Annotated in this window: 15 protein-coding genes; 4 read left to right on the top strand and 11 right to left on the bottom strand. The window is 39.4% G+C overall.

Going from position 1 to position 16,010, the window contains the following annotated elements; translation table 11 throughout:
* Position 1: 1 nt before the first annotated feature.
* The 6 genes from Q4561_RS12575 to Q4561_RS12600 all read right to left on the bottom strand — a co-directional run bounded on the left by Q4561_RS12575 (position 2) and on the right by Q4561_RS12600 (position 6,179).
* Positions 2-1,105 (bottom strand): glycosyltransferase, encoded by a 1,104-nt coding sequence (locus Q4561_RS12575; RefSeq protein WP_303460903.1) that lies wholly within the window; start codon positions 1,103-1,105, stop codon positions 2-4.
* Complete coding sequence (locus tag Q4561_RS12580) at positions 1,102-2,268, bottom strand: hypothetical protein (RefSeq protein WP_303460905.1); 1,167 nt, start codon at positions 2,266-2,268, stop codon at positions 1,102-1,104. Before Q4561_RS12580 ends, Q4561_RS12575 begins: the two co-directional genes overlap by 4 nt.
* Positions 2,261-4,147: a glycosyltransferase gene (locus tag Q4561_RS12585; protein ID WP_303460907.1), complete on the bottom strand. Its 1,887-nt coding sequence runs from the start codon at positions 4,145-4,147 to the stop codon at positions 2,261-2,263. The genes Q4561_RS12580 and Q4561_RS12585 overlap by 8 nt, the downstream gene beginning before the upstream one ends.
* A complete protein-coding gene (locus tag Q4561_RS12590; RefSeq protein WP_303460909.1) occupies positions 4,147-4,617 on the bottom strand; it encodes a hypothetical protein in 471 nt (156 codons plus the stop codon). Before Q4561_RS12590 ends, Q4561_RS12585 begins: the two co-directional genes overlap by 1 nt.
* A gap of 91 nt (positions 4,618-4,708) precedes the next feature.
* Positions 4,709-5,161: a GDP-mannose mannosyl hydrolase gene (locus Q4561_RS12595; RefSeq protein ID WP_303460911.1), complete on the bottom strand. Its 453-nt coding sequence runs from the start codon at positions 5,159-5,161 to the stop codon at positions 4,709-4,711.
* Between the two features lie 58 nt (positions 5,162-5,219).
* Complete coding sequence (locus tag Q4561_RS12600) at positions 5,220-6,179, bottom strand: GDP-L-fucose synthase (RefSeq protein WP_303460913.1); 960 nt, start codon at positions 6,177-6,179, stop codon at positions 5,220-5,222.
* Positions 6,180-6,661: 482 nt separating this feature from the next.
* On the opposite strand from Q4561_RS12600, the gene Q4561_RS12605 reads away from it, so the two are divergent.
* The 4 genes from Q4561_RS12605 to Q4561_RS12620 are packed head-to-tail and all read left to right on the top strand — an operon-like array spanning position 6,662 to position 11,344.
* Positions 6,662-7,270, top strand: coding sequence for a sulfotransferase family 2 domain-containing protein (locus tag Q4561_RS12605; RefSeq protein ID WP_303460914.1), 609 nt, complete (start codon positions 6,662-6,664; stop codon positions 7,268-7,270).
* 20 nt (positions 7,271-7,290) lie between these two features.
* The gene (locus Q4561_RS12610; protein WP_303460916.1) at positions 7,291-8,652 is read left to right on the top strand and encodes a sulfatase; all 1,362 of its coding nucleotides are present in this window, start codon (positions 7,291-7,293) and stop codon (positions 8,650-8,652) included.
* A complete protein-coding gene (locus tag Q4561_RS12615; RefSeq protein ID WP_303460918.1) occupies positions 8,652-10,589 on the top strand; it encodes a TylF/MycF/NovP-related O-methyltransferase in 1,938 nt (645 codons plus the stop codon). The genes Q4561_RS12610 and Q4561_RS12615 overlap by 1 nt, the downstream gene beginning before the upstream one ends.
* A complete protein-coding gene (locus tag Q4561_RS12620; protein ID WP_303460919.1) occupies positions 10,586-11,344 on the top strand; it encodes a putative nucleotide-diphospho-sugar transferase in 759 nt (252 codons plus the stop codon). The genes Q4561_RS12615 and Q4561_RS12620 overlap by 4 nt, the downstream gene beginning before the upstream one ends.
* 138 nt (positions 11,345-11,482) lie before the next feature.
* Here Q4561_RS12620 and gmd read toward each other — a convergent pair whose 3' ends face one another.
* Genes gmd through Q4561_RS12645 form a run of 5 tightly spaced genes read right to left on the bottom strand, consistent with a single transcriptional unit; the run spans position 11,483 to position 15,984 of the window.
* Complete coding sequence (gene gmd, locus Q4561_RS12625) at positions 11,483-12,598, bottom strand: GDP-mannose 4,6-dehydratase (protein ID WP_303460920.1); 1,116 nt, start codon at positions 12,596-12,598, stop codon at positions 11,483-11,485.
* A gap of 10 nt (positions 12,599-12,608) precedes the next feature.
* A complete protein-coding gene (locus Q4561_RS12630; RefSeq protein WP_303460921.1) occupies positions 12,609-13,829 on the bottom strand; it encodes a DUF563 domain-containing protein in 1,221 nt (406 codons plus the stop codon).
* Positions 13,830-13,834: 5 nt separating this feature from the next.
* Positions 13,835-14,569, bottom strand: a complete 735-nt coding sequence (locus tag Q4561_RS12635) for a sulfotransferase domain-containing protein (RefSeq protein WP_303460923.1) — start codon at positions 14,567-14,569, stop codon at positions 13,835-13,837.
* The gene (locus tag Q4561_RS12640; protein ID WP_303460924.1) at positions 14,566-15,150 is read right to left on the bottom strand and encodes a DUF1796 family putative cysteine peptidase; all 585 of its coding nucleotides are present in this window, start codon (positions 15,148-15,150) and stop codon (positions 14,566-14,568) included. Before Q4561_RS12640 ends, Q4561_RS12635 begins: the two co-directional genes overlap by 4 nt.
* Before the next feature lie 9 nt (positions 15,151-15,159).
* Positions 15,160-15,984, bottom strand: coding sequence for a hypothetical protein (locus Q4561_RS12645; protein WP_368411531.1), 825 nt, complete (start codon positions 15,982-15,984; stop codon positions 15,160-15,162).
* Between the last annotated feature and the right edge of the window lie 26 nt (positions 15,985-16,010).

The raw sequence follows: 16,010 nt of genomic DNA on the forward strand, positions 1-16,010 counted from the left end.
TTCAACCGAATAAATTTTTGAAGTTACTGATGTGTTCACCATTGTACTGATGGAAAACATCTGAGGAATTTGTAAGCAAAAGTTTGTGACGAGCGTCATCAAGCTCACTTAAACTTGCTACCATGTCTAGAATCGAATTAGCTTGCTGGTGAGGGTCAGTGGTTGAAATTCCCACCATCGCATCTTTGGTAGCCAATAGCGCTTTCCCATAGGACAATGCTTCTAGCGACTTAATTTTCAGCCCAGTCCCACCCAACATTGGGTTTATGGCGATATCAATTCGACGATAAAAATCATCTAAATCATCAACTAGCCCTATGATATCGAAAATCTCGTTCATCTCAGCAAACACTTTACAAACTGTACCACCTAGTAAAAAGGTGAATTTCTGCATAAGCTCTGGCTTTGCCATTATCTCTTGTTGAAACACACGCAAGCTTTCCACATTAAATGGATTGCCTGAACCAATATAGCCAACTACCACTTTATCATGTTTAGCGGTTACCAAAGGCTGAAATGGCACTACATAACCCATTACTTCTACGCGAGTCTCCGTAATGGTTTCAAAATAGGCTTTCTCTTCGTCTTGTATGGCTAATACGAGGTCCGCTCGGTCAAGAGCATATGCTTCCAGCTCTTGTGTGGTATAAAACCAAACAGGCTCTAGTCCTGCTTGTTTTGCCACGATGTGCCTATCCCCGAAAACATCATGAGTATCAATAACTTTCTGGGTAGTGTTTGGCAATACATCCAGCACTTTGGAAAACCAAACGTAATTTGCAACACAGACATCAAAGCTCCATTTCTGACAAAGTCCATCTACGTAATCGGACACTCTGTCATCATACCAATCATCTATATCAAAAAACTCACCGAAAGAAGGCTCAGCTGCAGGCCCTTCTGGCCGAATAAAATGAAAATAATCCCATTGCTGCTCCATTTCTCTTTGTTGTTCTTCGTCTAACCCTTCCATGCCAAAGTACAGAAAATGAACTTGGTAACCGCTAAGCTGAAACATTCTGTTTAATCGAAATATACGGGCGCTGTTCCCTTGGAACTGTGGATGGGAAGGGATCGGCGAAACAATAAGTACGTGTTTACTCATAGGGGAATTTCCTCCCAATACACAGACAATTCAGATATCGAAATACTTAGCGATTTATCATCTATCGGTACGCTTAGTTCTGAAACGATCAGCATTTCAGCTATACTGCCATCACTTTCGCTGTAATACGGAATCTTAACCGTTGTTCCTGCTATGACGCTAATCGTGGTTTTCAATCGCCCGTTAACAAAGCAACGCAGGGTTGTATTTTCCAGTCCTTCGGCTAGCGAAAACACATCAAAAGATAGGGTATAGTGCCCGCTTGCCCGCAAAGGAAGAAAAAGTCGTACGCCATCATTCCCTACCCAGCGCCAGAAGTTTTCCCCATCAGTTTCCATAGGGAACAAACCAATATTTAATAGTTTATCTAAGTAATACCAACGCCTTCTATTTAATAGATAATCAAGGGTCTGATGGGCGAGTCTATCATTAGCTTCTGTTAATGCTGGCCAAGCTTGTTGTGCCACCATAGATATTGGCAAGTCTGAATTAATTGGGCTCTCATGATTACCCACCAACGATTCCACTGACTGTAAAATAGCGATGTCTGGAATGAGCCAACAATGAGTATCCATATTAGCAGAATTAAGAGGCTTTAAAGTGTTAGTTACCGCGTAGTAATTGTTACATTCACACCATGCTACAATGTCACTAATGCTTCCCGAGGCTACATCACCACTCAGTAGAGGCCTATGGCGCTGCACTGTGTACTTAGCAACTGCTAGGAGAGAAGTTGACAGGTCGTTTAGTGCTATCCAACTTACACGTACCCGGCTGCTTAAGTAATTATCCGGCGTTGTTACTGAAATACTCTCCGGAGACGTGCCCAACCCTTTCAAGCCAGCTTGTACTTTCGGTGCAAGCTCAACCATTATAGGTTTAGTATCGAAGCACACAGCATCCACACCTGCATGTTTGCTTGCTTCAAAAAAAGAAAGGCCATGTTGTTCGCAAAGCTCTCTATTTATAAGGTAAGTTACTTTGGCTCCAGCAGCTCTTGCCAAATTTGAAACAATACTTTGTGGCATAGTGGTTAGCACTACTTCACCTAATTGTGACAAACTACGAAGGAAAGCTGAGGTTACCAGTATATCAATATTAATGTTATGACGTTTTGCGGCAAGCTCTAGTGGTGAGGTTATTTCGTTCTCCGCATTAGTCATTTTGCGTTTCCTTCACGTCTACGCCTTTATTACTTTTATATAACCACTTCAGTTCACTGCTTCCGTTTTGATAAACTTCGGGGTTGATGTTTATCATCCATGAACGCTTAGTAGCGACGAAAACCCAGTATTCTTTTGTAGGCGTGTGGTCGTTCAACATCGAAACATCTAAAGGGCCAGCTACAATTTTATCTATAGAGAAACCTGCCGCTTCTATAAGCCGTTTTACACTGGCTCTATCTAAAATATATTCGCTAAAAAGGTTATTAGGGTTCTGTAATGAAATAATCAGCTTCCCGCCCATACCTGCCACTTTATTCAAATTGGCAAACCAATTCACCGGTGCATGTGCGATATCGTTTAACGATGCATCACATACTACTAAGGGGAAAGTATCGATAATTGAATGCTGTGATAAACATTCTGGTGTTAGCTGGGTAATTTGCTCTTCCCCATAACCAAACAACGATGAAAGCACGGTAGTTTGATGCAATGAATCATGCGAAATACTCAGCACCGAAGATTGCTCTATTGGAACCGTATTCGCTTGCCACCATAGATTGTTACTGTTGGCAGACATACTGCTTGAAAGTCGCCAGTCTAGAACTTGCTGCTCAGTTAAATACTTACGAGAAGAATTATTCAGCGCCTTAGTTGTAAAATTTGTAGCATCCACAATTTGCGCCGCTTCATTTAAATACGCTTTTGTAGTAACTGCAATATTGTGTGTTCGCTCAACCCATTTCTGTGCATTTTTACCAAATGTCACGCGATACTGTTTATCTTCAATAAGCCTTTTCAATTGATTTTGCAGATTATCGCTGAAGCGTTCGTCCCAATTTAGTTTAACTGCACAGTCATTGGGTAACTCTCCAAACGGACCAATATTTACCACTACACAACATAGTCCCATTCCCATTGCGCGGGTTAGTGTACCTGAAGATTCACCACCGGTCGGGTAGCGTAAATTTACAATAAGGTCCGACGCCAACATGTACTTAAAAAAGGCGTCTTCATCAAGAAAGCCTGTCACTATTACATTGTCGACCAGCCCGCTGTCAGCAATATCCTGATGAACATCGTATTCGTGGGGCTTACATTGCCCAGCTAATACGTAAGTGAAGTCTAAGCCTTCTTGTTTTAGCGCTGCCAGTGCAGTCAGAACAGATTTAATTTGCTTTGCTTTGGCTATAAATCCCATAGATGTAATAACAGGTTTATTACCAGGTAATCCTAATTGCCCACGATAATGCATTTTGAGCTTAGGCTGATATTGCCTAGCAGCCGGTGAAAAATGGTGAGGTACAATCTTCACTTGGTTGTGGCCAAGTGCAGCTATTTTATCTGCTGAGTATTTCGAGTGAACAAGAATACGCTCTGCCGCAGTAATGATGCTCGCATTCATCATCAGTTCATGAGGCATAAACTGCCCCTTCCAACCAAAGCTGTTCAACTGCTGCCCAATTATTTTGCCAACTTCACCATAATTGTTGGTCAACGCTAATTCATAACCCTTTTTATCGCCCTTAGATAAATTAGTAAGGTCGACCAAGTAATGTAGGTTAAGATCATGCACAACTACAACACCAGGTTTAGAGAGCAAAACTGGCAACATATATTGCGTATCGGGATTATTACCAACGTGATAAATATGAGGTACGCAAGCAAAATCCGCTTGTCGCCACATATATTCTTCTAATCGCAATACCGTGATATTCGCAGCAATACCTGTAGGTTCAGGGTGCTCATTTTCAACAACAACAACAACCTGTGTGGTTCTTGAAAAATAGGGAATTTGTTCAGCAAAATAATCTGCAATGCCGTTCGGCTTAGGCGGCAATGGGCAAAATACCACTACCTGAGATGGCGCGTTAGTCATTACTTCCCTGATTCTAGCTGCTGCTTTACGTAATCGAACTCGCGCTGCATGCGCTCATTTTGAATGGCGAGTAATGCATCCATTCTTCGCTCTACTTCTATCGAAAATTCGCCCAATACTTCGGTAAAGCTACTTTTCAATGAAATAGGCTCTCCTGTAACACGTTTACCGTTAATGTATAGATGCGCTTCGCGCGCCTCGGCAGAAAATGGCAGCATATCTAACTGCAAAGTAAAACCATGACAGCCATTACCAATACCCGCTGCCACGAGATCTTCGCGCAACGTAGCAGCTTTAGTCTTGGCCAAAACTTTATCGCCGCTTTTCAGCTGAATATCACAGGGAGAAGAAGGATTTGCCGAGTTGACCGCCCAGCCAGATACCACATCGCTTGTTACCGTATCAATATGATAATTGAGCTCGCTTCTACCTAGCAGGCGTTTAATTAAGTTTATAAGTTTGCGCTTCATCTGTTCTTACATTTAATCCGTATATTCTACAATGTTACCCTAAATAAAAACGCGCATCATTATGTAAGTGCACGTTGCGTTATGCAATTGCCTACTCTACGTACCATTTAGAGTGTTCGTGAACGTTGTCGCTAGCTAACATGTCGCATTTTTCAAACCATTTAAACTTGTTGTGCTGCGCGCTGGGCAAAGAGGAAATATCCAAATCACAGACTAATTTATAGCCAAGTACCACATAATGCGTAGTTACGCCTTCGCCAAAAACATAGTCGTTATAAAAATGCTCGTAAGGCCCTAAAAACTCGGCATCTTTGCGTTCAAAGACCAAACCTAACTCAGCCAACGTTAGACGTTTAAACGCCTTATTCATGCTTTCATCTTTTAAAATGCGGCCGCCAGGCACAAACCAGTAGCCTTCGGCTGGGCGATTATTCCTATAGCCCAATAAAACTTGACCTTGGGGGTTTTCTATCAATAAATCGATAGATACTAAGGGTGTACTATTAATTACTGTGGTAAACACATTCTTTTCTAAAAATGCCATTTTATCCCTTAATAAAAAACACCGGGCAAGCCCGGTGTTTTGAAATAATTACTACCAACTAACCTCTGAAGTTATCCTGATTAGCTAAAAACCAATCATACGCATGTTGGAGCCCTTGCTCCAAGTTATAGGTATGTTTCCAACCTAAAGCATGTAATCTCGATACTTTCATAAGTTTACGTGGCGCGCCATCGGGTTTAGATGTGTCCCACCTGATGTCGCCGCTGAACCCAGTTACTTTCGCAACAGTTTCAACCAATTCACGAATAGTACAATCTTCTCCTGTACCAACATTGATATGGCTAAGCATAGACTGAGTGTTCGCTTGATAGGTATCATTATCTAGATCCATAACATGCACACTAGCGGCAGCCATGTCATCAACGTGCAGAAATTCACGCATTGGCGTACCACTTCCCCACGCGACTACTTCATTGTCGCCACGCTGAGCAGCTTCATGGAAACGGCGCAGCAATGCTGGAATAACATGTGAATTCTCAGGGTGGAAGTTATCGTTAGGACCATACAAGTTAGTCGGCATGACTGAGCGATAGTCGCGACCAAATTGGCGGTTATAGCTTTCACACAATTTAATACCGGCAATTTTGGCAATAGCGTACGGTTCATTAGTTTCTTCTAACGTGCCAGTTAGCAATGCACTTTCGGTCATGGGTTGTTCAGCTAGCTTAGGGTAAATACAGCTAGACCCTAAAAACAGAAGCTTCTGTACATTATTCATATGGGCAGCGTGAATAATGTTTGCTTCAATCATTAAGTTTTCATAGATAAATTCAGCGGGGTAAGTATTGTTAGCATAAATACCACCCACTTTTGCGGCTGCCAAATATACTTCATCAATGATGTTGTCCGCAAAAAATGCGCTTACTGCTTGCTGACTTGTTAGATCTAATTCGGTACGGGTACGCGTAATAATCTTAACGTTATCACGACTTTCTAGCTGTTTAACAATCGCTGCGCCAACCATTCCACGGTGACCTGCTACAAATACGTTTTTCATATCCAATTCACTTTTATAAAACTATATTTATCAATAGACCTATACAAACGCAGTGGAGTTAATCTATACCCACTTACAGTTTTTTACGTCTATTGCTTTAAGGCTATTACGTATTCACACTAAACTTTTATCAAGACAATCTGCCTGAGCCTTACATACTGGGCAACCTATTTTTATTATGCAGGTTTTGCTCGGTATAATCGAGAGACCCAACAATTTATGAATAATTATCTATTACTATAGTTAGAGTAGTAACGTACGCGTTTCCCTTCAATTACATCATTCCTAATTACAAAAACTAGTCATGATAGATTGCTGAAACACTTGATATTAATTATGCGACAGTCTTTAAGTTATCAAAAAATTTTTCAAGCTTCGTCAGAAGCTCTGAATAAAGATTTTCACATTTAAATATTGATGCAAAAAGTTAGTTATTACGTTACTTTAAGCTATTTGAATAAGTATTACTGAGGGGACTATCATTGCTGTCAACAAAACATAAGTTTCTATTTATACATATCCCGAAAACAGGTGGCAATGCTATTCAGAAATCATTGTTACCCTTCAGTGATGATCAGGTGGTGTTCACGAACGACATGCATGATGGCATAGACAGATTTGAAATCCGCTCCCAGTCTATCAATATACATAAGCACTCATCACTTGAAGACTATCGTTCGCAGTTAGACAAGCAAACTTTTGAAGAGTTACTGAAGATAACATGTGTGCGTAATCCTTGGGATCGCTGTGTTTCATTTTTTTTCTCACCTCACCGCGGCCCTGTTGATTGGTCGGAAGTTGCATTTGCAGAATTTATAAAATCCACGATAAAGCCCCATGCCCACTTCTTGAAAACTTCAACTTTTACTTCAAATTATTTTGACAATATTGATTTTTACATACGCTTTGAACAAATTTCAGAGGACTTTAAAGCGCTATGTGAAAAACTACAAATCGATAGTTTACAATTACCCCATATTAATAAGTCAAATCGTCAGGGCTACCAGCAATACTATAAGAGTCAGGAAACAATCGACCTAGTTTCGAATATTTTTCGGGACGAAATAGATCATTTTCAATACACATTCTGATTATTAAGCGGAGAATAAAATTGAAACCCAACATTGTTATCATCAATCCTGACCAACTTAGATGGGATTACTTATCATGTTACGGCCATAAATTTATCGAAACAAAAAACATTGACCGACTGGCCAAAATGGGGACGTTATTTGAACACACCTTTGCTTCCGCGCCAATGTGTGGTCCAAGTCGAGTAAGCTTTTTGACTGGACAATACCCTATCGAACATGGCGTTCGACAATATGGTGGACAGTACGACCAATCAAAACCTAGCGCGTTGAAGATACTAGGTGACGCGGGTTATAAGCGGGCCATTTGGGGTAAAGATCACTGTTTTAAAGGCAATGTTATTGGTAGTTTATACGATGAAGGGGAAGATATCTGTATTGGGATTATGGGTCAAAACCCGAATTATGTTAACGCTTGGGATTCAGCAGAGCTAGAAAAAGACTCTCAATGGAATTTAACTAAACGCTTAACTGATTCCGGTATAGATTTTATAAAGCAAAATGCTAATAGCGACCAGCCATTTTTTCTTACACTGAACTATCAAGATCCACACCCATTTTTTACTTGCCCTGAACCTTATTGCTCTTTATTCGACTCATCTCAATTCAATTTACCCGCAAACTATAGAAACGCGCCAATAGAAAAAGAAATTAGAAGGTTAACGCATTGGAGAATTCATAGCGGTGAGACCGATATGCCCAGTGAAGAATTAAAGCAAGCTATGGCAATGTATTGTGGTCAAATTCGATACGTAGACGATCAAGTCGGCAATATACTGGATACTCTTAAAAACTTGGAGCTACTCGATAATACAATTATTGTTTTTTGGAGTGATCATGGTGAGTTTATTGGCGATTTCGGTGTTACTCACAAAATCCCTGCATTTTACGAATGTTTAATGAGAGTACCATTAATTATATACGACCCAACAGGCCGCTTACCCAAGGGTAAAAATACCAGCTTAGTTGAATTAATGGATGGCATGGCGACAGTGCTTGACTTATGTAATTTGGAACAACCTCAAGGCTCACATGCTATTTCTCAGGTAAGCGGTAAAAACACTCGTAAAGATATTTATGCCGATGCGGGAATGATGTTACAACAACCTAAAGAGCCCGTAGCTAACTTTAGAATTAAAGGAGCAATGCCGCCAACCCCTTACGGACCGGGCTCCATGCTGAGGAATGAAGAATGGAAAATATGTTTATATGCCGACGACCAAGGTGAATTGTATAACATACTTCAAGATCCAAATGAAAAAGAAAACCTGTTTGATGTACCACAGTACCAAGATATTAAAACTACAATGATGAACAGACTAATACAGCGAATGATGTGCTTTGGGCAGATGCCTGAGCGCTTGCCTCGAGGTGACTACTAATGACTAAAACGATTCAACACCAAGGCTATGAAGGCGGTGGCTGGGATAAAAACGCACACGAGAAGCTATACGGTAAAAATTTAAATACAGGCCTAGGCGACTTTATAATCAACAATATTAAGCCGCAAAATTTTCTCGAATTCGGCTCAGGACTTGGCGCACTTTCAAACTACATATCACAAGCTGTAGATTTAGAAGCTTCATACTGTATAGAGCCTGCCGTAGAGTCTAGTGAGTCATACGGCAAAAATGTATCCCTTTTGAATATCGATATCTTTGATAATTCAGTGCCTAGTGTCTTGGACAAACTGTTTGATACAGTTATATCTATTGAAGTTGCAGAACATATCCCGCTTGATCAACACGAGGCGCTATTCGACTTTCTTGTAAGCCGAGCAAACCGAATGATCGTATTCTCGGGTGCGCGACCCGGACAGGGCGGCCATGGCCATATAGCAGAGAGACCAGAACTAGAATGGCGAGAAGAATTTACAAAGCGGGGGTGCACGTTTGACCTTGAGTTAACTTTGAAAGCACGTAACCAGAGCAACACGAGAAATATTAATCATCGCAAAAATCTTCAAATCTTCCATGCTCCAGCTCGCAATAATTCCCTTTGCAAGCTTGAAGAAGCTGCAAAACCATATTTATACGACATTGCGACGCTAGTGTTAAAGCATGGCGCAAGAATGACAAGTAATCTTTTTTACGTAAATCTAGAAAATGCTTTAGCTGGCAGGCCCGAACATTCACTTTTGCAAAAAAGAGAAAACCTATTTAGTCTGGTGAATAATGCACAACATATTTTAGAAATAGGGTTTTGCGCGGGACACAGTGCACTATTATTTTTGCTTGCTAATCCAACGAGTAAAGTCACTATCGTTGATCCCGCTGAATTCGAACACGCAAGGCACTGTGCTTTATATCTAAAGAGAATGTTTCCTAATCGCGTTTTTTTCATCGAAGGCTATTCAACAGAGGTATTAGACACCCTTCCGGTTAATCAATTTGATTTTATACATTTAGATGGTGGGAAAGATAAAACAATCCATACTGACTTAGAGCTATTAAAACCATTGGTTGCTCGAGATCACATAATTTTTATAGACGACACGCAAAATTCTGGTGTTAACAAAGAAGTAGAACGTCGTGAAGAACTCGGTGAATTAGTATTGGACGAATTTGCCCATATCAACAGCATGTCAGCGATCAATAATCGTTGGCAACATAAAGCAGCACGATTTAGTCTTGATGGAAAAGAAACCACTACTGAGATTCTGAAAGAGCTCAATATTATTTACGAAAATGTAAATCATTCTTCTATTTATACCAATGAAAAACAGACAGGTAGCGCAAGAGCAAATTATCTGATTCACGCAATCAGGGATGTTGAGCGTTCGGGTCTAAAAGGTGCCTTTGTAGAGGTTGGCGTTGCCGCAGGCCATTCTAGCGTTGTAGCGACATTAGCATCTTCAAAATATGCTAAGAGAAAATTCTTTTTGTACGACACATTTGCCGGATTTGAAAAAGAACTTCCCAATGAAAAAGACCTCAACGGTAAATCGATTAAAGAATACAACTTGGAAAAATACTGTGACACGCCTTGCCAAGAAGCAAGTGTAAAAGAGAAAGTATTAGAAACAGGATTGGCCGATGATTGCTTATTTTTAGTCGCTGGACTTGCTCAAGAGACTGTTACGAAAATCAAACCGAAATCAATTTCCATTTTAAAGCTTGATGCTAACTTGTATGAGCCCACGATAGCTTCATTACGTGAGCTGTACCCCTTACTTGAGCGAAACGGCTACCTAATAATTGATGATTATGGTCATTGGCAAGGCTGTAAGGAAGCCGTAGATGATTACTTTACACAGAAGGGCATCGCATTTATTGGCGAAAAAATAGATTACGCCTGCTATGGGTGGAAAATTTCATGATTAGAATAGTAACTTTCTGCAACAAAAGCTACGTTCCAGTTTTAAAAAACTGGTTACTAGCACTAGATAAAATAGGACTAAAGCAACATGCTTTAGTCATTACTCTAGACAACGAGACTCATGATGCAATTGACTTTTGCGACACTTTGCATAGACCTATTGCTGTAGAAGGGAAAAACTTTAGCGGACTTTGGCAACACCGTCTCGAAATACTTGATGAGCTTCTGCAGTCTTATGATGAAATCATACATTCAGATGCTGACGCAGTTTGGCTGCGTAATCCGTTGCCAATGATATCAAGTCTTAACTCCAATATTACTTTTACTCAAGGTACCGTATGGCCACATGATGTGCATACTCTTCATGGTGTTGTATTATGTTGTGGCTTGTTTTACTTAAATAATAGCTCTGAAGCAAGGCACTTTCTAAAGCAAGTAAGAAAACGTGTAGAAAATGATAATGATGACCAAATATCGGTAAACAGAGAAGTTGCAAGCAGAATAAACGGTTGGCAGATAAAAGAACCGCTTCAGATACCTTTTAGAGAAACAACCTTCACAACATCAAAAGAAGTAATGAGAAGCATAGCTAAAAGCGAAAGTGATGACCTCAACATATGTGTGTTACCACATCACCTTTTTCCTCGATTAGTTGAAACTATTAGCGACGATGTTTATATCGCCCACCCCCTATCAGGGAAAACACTTGATGAAAAAGCACAATGCCTCTCTGAACTTGGTATTTGGTGGTCTTAAGTTAGCTTCTTAAGATTAGATTAGCTTATCTTCAATAAGTACTACATCTAAGTTAGAGTTAGTGAATTGGGGCTCTTACTAGTAAAAAGGCGGCTAAAGCCGCCAATTGTATTAATTATAATAAAGTAACTTACTCTATTACTCTTTCGAAACAGAAACCGAATAACCATGTTGCTTAAGTAATGCATGTTGTTTAGCTTTTTCTAAATCATAAGCCACCATTTCAGCACACATTTCTTCAACCGTTATTTCAGGTACCCATCCTAATTTCTCTTTCGCTTTTGTAGGGTCGCCAAGCAGTGTTTCTACTTCTGCGGGGCGGAAATAGCGCGGGTCTACTTTTACGATTACATCGCCAACATTTACACCTGACGCTAGCTCTGGATCTACGTTTGTAACTGTAGCAACTTCATTAACTCCTTCGCCAGTAAACTCGACAGTAATACCCGCATTCTCTGCCGACATACGGACAAATTCTCGTACTGATATTTGCTTGCCTGTAGCAATAACAAAATCTTCGGGAGTATCTTGTTGAAGCATCATCCACTGCATACGTACATAGTCTTTTGCATGACCCCAGTCACGAAGTGCATCCATATTCCCTAGGTACAAACAAGACTCTAGACCTTGAGATATGTTAGCAATGGCACGAGTAATTTTTCTTGTTACAAACGTTTCTCCACGGCGTGGTGATTCATGATTAAACAAAATACCGTTACAAGCATATATTCCATAAGACTCACGATAGTTAACTGCTATCCAATATGCATACATTTTGGCTACCGCATAAGGTGAACGCGGGTGAAAAGGCGTGGTTTCCTTTTGAGGAATCTCTTGCACTTCACCGTAAAGCTCAGATGTAGACGCTTGGTAAAACTTGGTTTTCTTTTCCAACCCTAAAAAGCGAATAGCTTCAAGCAAACGAAGCGTACCCATTGCATCTACATCGGCCGTATACTCCGGCGCTTCGAAAGACACAGCAACATGCGACTGCGCTCCCAAGTTATACACTTCGTCGGGCTGCACTTCTTGCATGATACGTATTAGATTTGATGAATCTGTTAAGTCGCCATAGTGCAATTTAAAGTGTGCATTTTCTACATGTGGATCTTCATAAATATGGTCAACACGTTGTGTATTGAACAAAGAAGCGCGACGCTTAATACCGTGTACTTCATATCCTTTTTCCAATAAAAACTCGGCTAAATATGAGCCGTCTTGGCCGGTTACACCGGTAATTAGTGCTTTTTTCATTAAATTATCTCTATTCAAAATCTAATTCGACCAACTTTGTGATTTCACTTACATCTACAGTGAAATTATTTTTAGCGTCTTTAACTGGACTACCGAACACAGCTGTATAATTTAGACCCATTGCTTGGCTCATATTTGCATAAGCAGCAGTTCCTTTACTCGGATTGAATATCTCTATAACTTTGCTTCCGCTTTTGCAAGCAAAAACACCTGTCAATCCAGCCCCGTGAGAACCAATTACAATGTCTGCATCAGCAAACAGTTGTAATTGTTCTTCGGGGGAATGCTCTGTCGGAATAACTATCTTAAAACCTAAAAGGGTAAGAGCCTTCTCAAGCTCTATTTCATTAAGTATTTGCCTAGACTTTGCATCTCGCCTAGATATATATAGCTTGATCCTATTTCCATTTGAAAAAGGTTTTACCGAAGATAGATTTTTAATATAAATTGGATGACAAAGAAGAGCGGGATGGCACATTTTTTGTGGAATTAAATTATCAAAGAAATGCATTTTTTTAACGTTTACAATACAAGTCTGATCAAAATTTAAGACTCGAATACCTGCTTTGTCACAAAGCATTTTCTGGTATTTACCAAAAGTATTTGGGGGATTAAACAAAACTGGTAGGTCGCCTATTACATCTCTTGAAATTAATGCTCTTGGAAAAGAGTCATAAGCGAAATGGCATATATTATTTTGACCTCTAAAGTCACCACAGAAAGTTAACTCTTTAACTTCAACAGGTTTTTTATATTTGATATTAGATTCACTGGGTAAAAGAGTAGAACCTGAAAAGAATTTTTTACTCTTAGTATCCAAAATAGCAAAGTGCCTACCTGAAAATACAATAGATACGTTGTGCAACGTATGGATATTTAATTTTGGAATCGTTTTTCTTGTAGGATTAAAAGCAGCAGGAATAATTCCTGAAGGAAATTCCATTTTCCCGGCTAAATCATTAGTAACCCTTTCACTCAAAGTTATTGATGAATGATATTTATCAGAGAAACGAAAGAGTTCATTTTCATAATCCCTTAAAAAACCAGTCATCCCCCTCCACGATTCATCACTGAAGTCAAAAACACTCGGGACACCCTTTACCCTCGAGATAATGTCATCAGCAAGAACTTTACCTTGTGAAGCTATTGAATCATTAAAGTTCTTTTTTTTAGGGACAATTTCAACTAACTGCTTTGCAAATAAGCTTGCTATATCCCTATAATTTTTCATAATTTTCACCAATTTTTATCTTTCTCGTATCCGGCTTCGATTAAAAAATCATTCCATTTACCGGAACGAGCCAGCTTCAACTTATCCTTCAATGCTTCGTCAAAGTAGTTTTTCCAATCGCCACTCACACCTTTTCTAAAAAATGATTTCCTTGTTTCGGGAGCATGTTCTCGCATCTGCTCGATACTGAAAGAGTCGATAATTTTAGCCAAAGCTTCTTCTGTTTTATCAACTTCAAGATAAGACGCAATACTAGATAAAATTTCAATTTTGTTAGTAAGAAGTTCTTCATACTTTATAGTGAGAGCATTGTCGAACCGCATCCATGCAAATAAAAGATCTAAGTCTTCGGTATTTGAGTCAAGAAAAAATGAAATTTTGTCTTGATCACTTAATTCTTTTAAAAATGGCTGCCCTCCATTTTCTTCAGCTAAATTTGCGGAGTGAAATGCTTTAGAGACAAGCAAGTCTCTTGGGTCTCTGATTATAGAGACTAATGCAACATTATCTGAAATCTCATAGCTTGGCGGAAATGAGTGGCTTTTGAATACAGATTTTACAGTTGCGCTAGCTAAGAAATTTTCACAATTATCTAAAGAAAGGTCTAAAAGTCCTAAATTAGGGTTTTTTCTCAATTCATTTGGTGCTTGCTGCCTTTTGTAACCAAGGCCAGCTATCAAGTTGAACAACCATGTACTCCCAACTTTGTGGGGACTTGCTATTACAACAGAATTTTTCATTCATCATTCCCTAATTTTTTCTGCATGGTGTCTAAGAGTAATAACCAAGCCTCATTGTCTCCGCGCCAATCATCTACTAATCCACATGGAAAAAGATAAACATTACCTCGCTCTTCAAACTCAGTGATGTGGTGACTTATAAAAACATAAACATTATTTACTCCTAGCAAACCATTTAGTGTTGGAATTAGCTTTTCAATGGCTTGTAATTGGTCGCCATAACGAAGAAACGTATTATTCTCCGCATTAATAACGTCCATCATTCTCTGATATCGCCTCGCATATTTTTCACGAACACTTTCTAATTTACTCTCGTAACCAGGTAGAATAATGCCTTTACTATCCTCAGGGAAGTCATGTTGAAACTCCAAGGCGTAAAAATCATCCACCACTCTAATACCTCTATGGTGGATAGAGATATTACTAGAAAGGAGTAGGCTATCTATACCCTCTTCTAATACTTTAACTAACGCCTTTGGAGGAGTAATTAACCAATCAAAAAAATATGCCTCTGGTTGCTTTATATAGTTTCTTATCCAATAGGCAGGTTGGCAGCTAGAGCCAAGTGATATCCACTTCATATTTCACCCTTAATAAATGTAATCTAGAGAAGATAGTTGTTCCTCTACCAATCGCTCAATTTTATTTAAGTCTTCACTTTTAGCTAATGGAGACGCTTCGATGTAGCGTCCTTCAATATACTTACACACAGGTAGAGCTTCCTTACTGAACACTTTCAGCGCCTGCGCTAATGCATTCTGAGTAGAAGGATTGCCTAATGACTCATAAGGTAATATCAAATCAGCTTTTTTACTTTCAACTCGATTTATCCATTCAACAACAAAACAAAGCTTGTAATAATAACATTGTTTGAGTTCTTTGATTTTAGGGTATCTAGCTTGCAAAGAGTTGAAAATAGATAGGACATTCCAATAGTCAAGCCCTATTGTATCGGCATCTAAGTTAATACCATCTTTCTTAGCTAATTTTTGCAAAGATAAAAAAATATCTCTTGAATTTCTAGTTACCAATATATTGTAACTACCTGGAAAATTAGAGTTAAACCAGTTAAAACAAAAGTTCAGTCTATTCGCCTGCAGTACAGGAGTTTTCCCATTGCCGTTAGCATGCTCAAAAAGGAAGGCGACGTAATTATATAAGTCACTTTTCTCTGAAGTTGCTTCTAGCAAAGGATGGTCTAGAGTTCTAGATTTGAGATTATAAACTTCGCCCATTTCTTTAGTATCAACATATCGATATTCTTCGAAATAGTCCCCTTCTACAGTATGTCCCAGCCTTTCGCGGTCAGCATTTGGAATGCCTTTTTGACACGCTTCGACGTACTTAAGTATTTCAGGATGATAGGGCTCGTAAAATACTTGAAGATCGGGACACTGCCGCAATGCAGAAAACAACAAAGTACTCCCCGTACGAAAAAAAC

Origin of the sequence: Alteromonas sp. 1_MG-2023 (assembly GCF_030547075.1) — a bacterium.
In the GTDB taxonomy this organism is placed as follows: domain Bacteria; phylum Pseudomonadota; class Gammaproteobacteria; order Enterobacterales; family Alteromonadaceae; genus Alteromonas.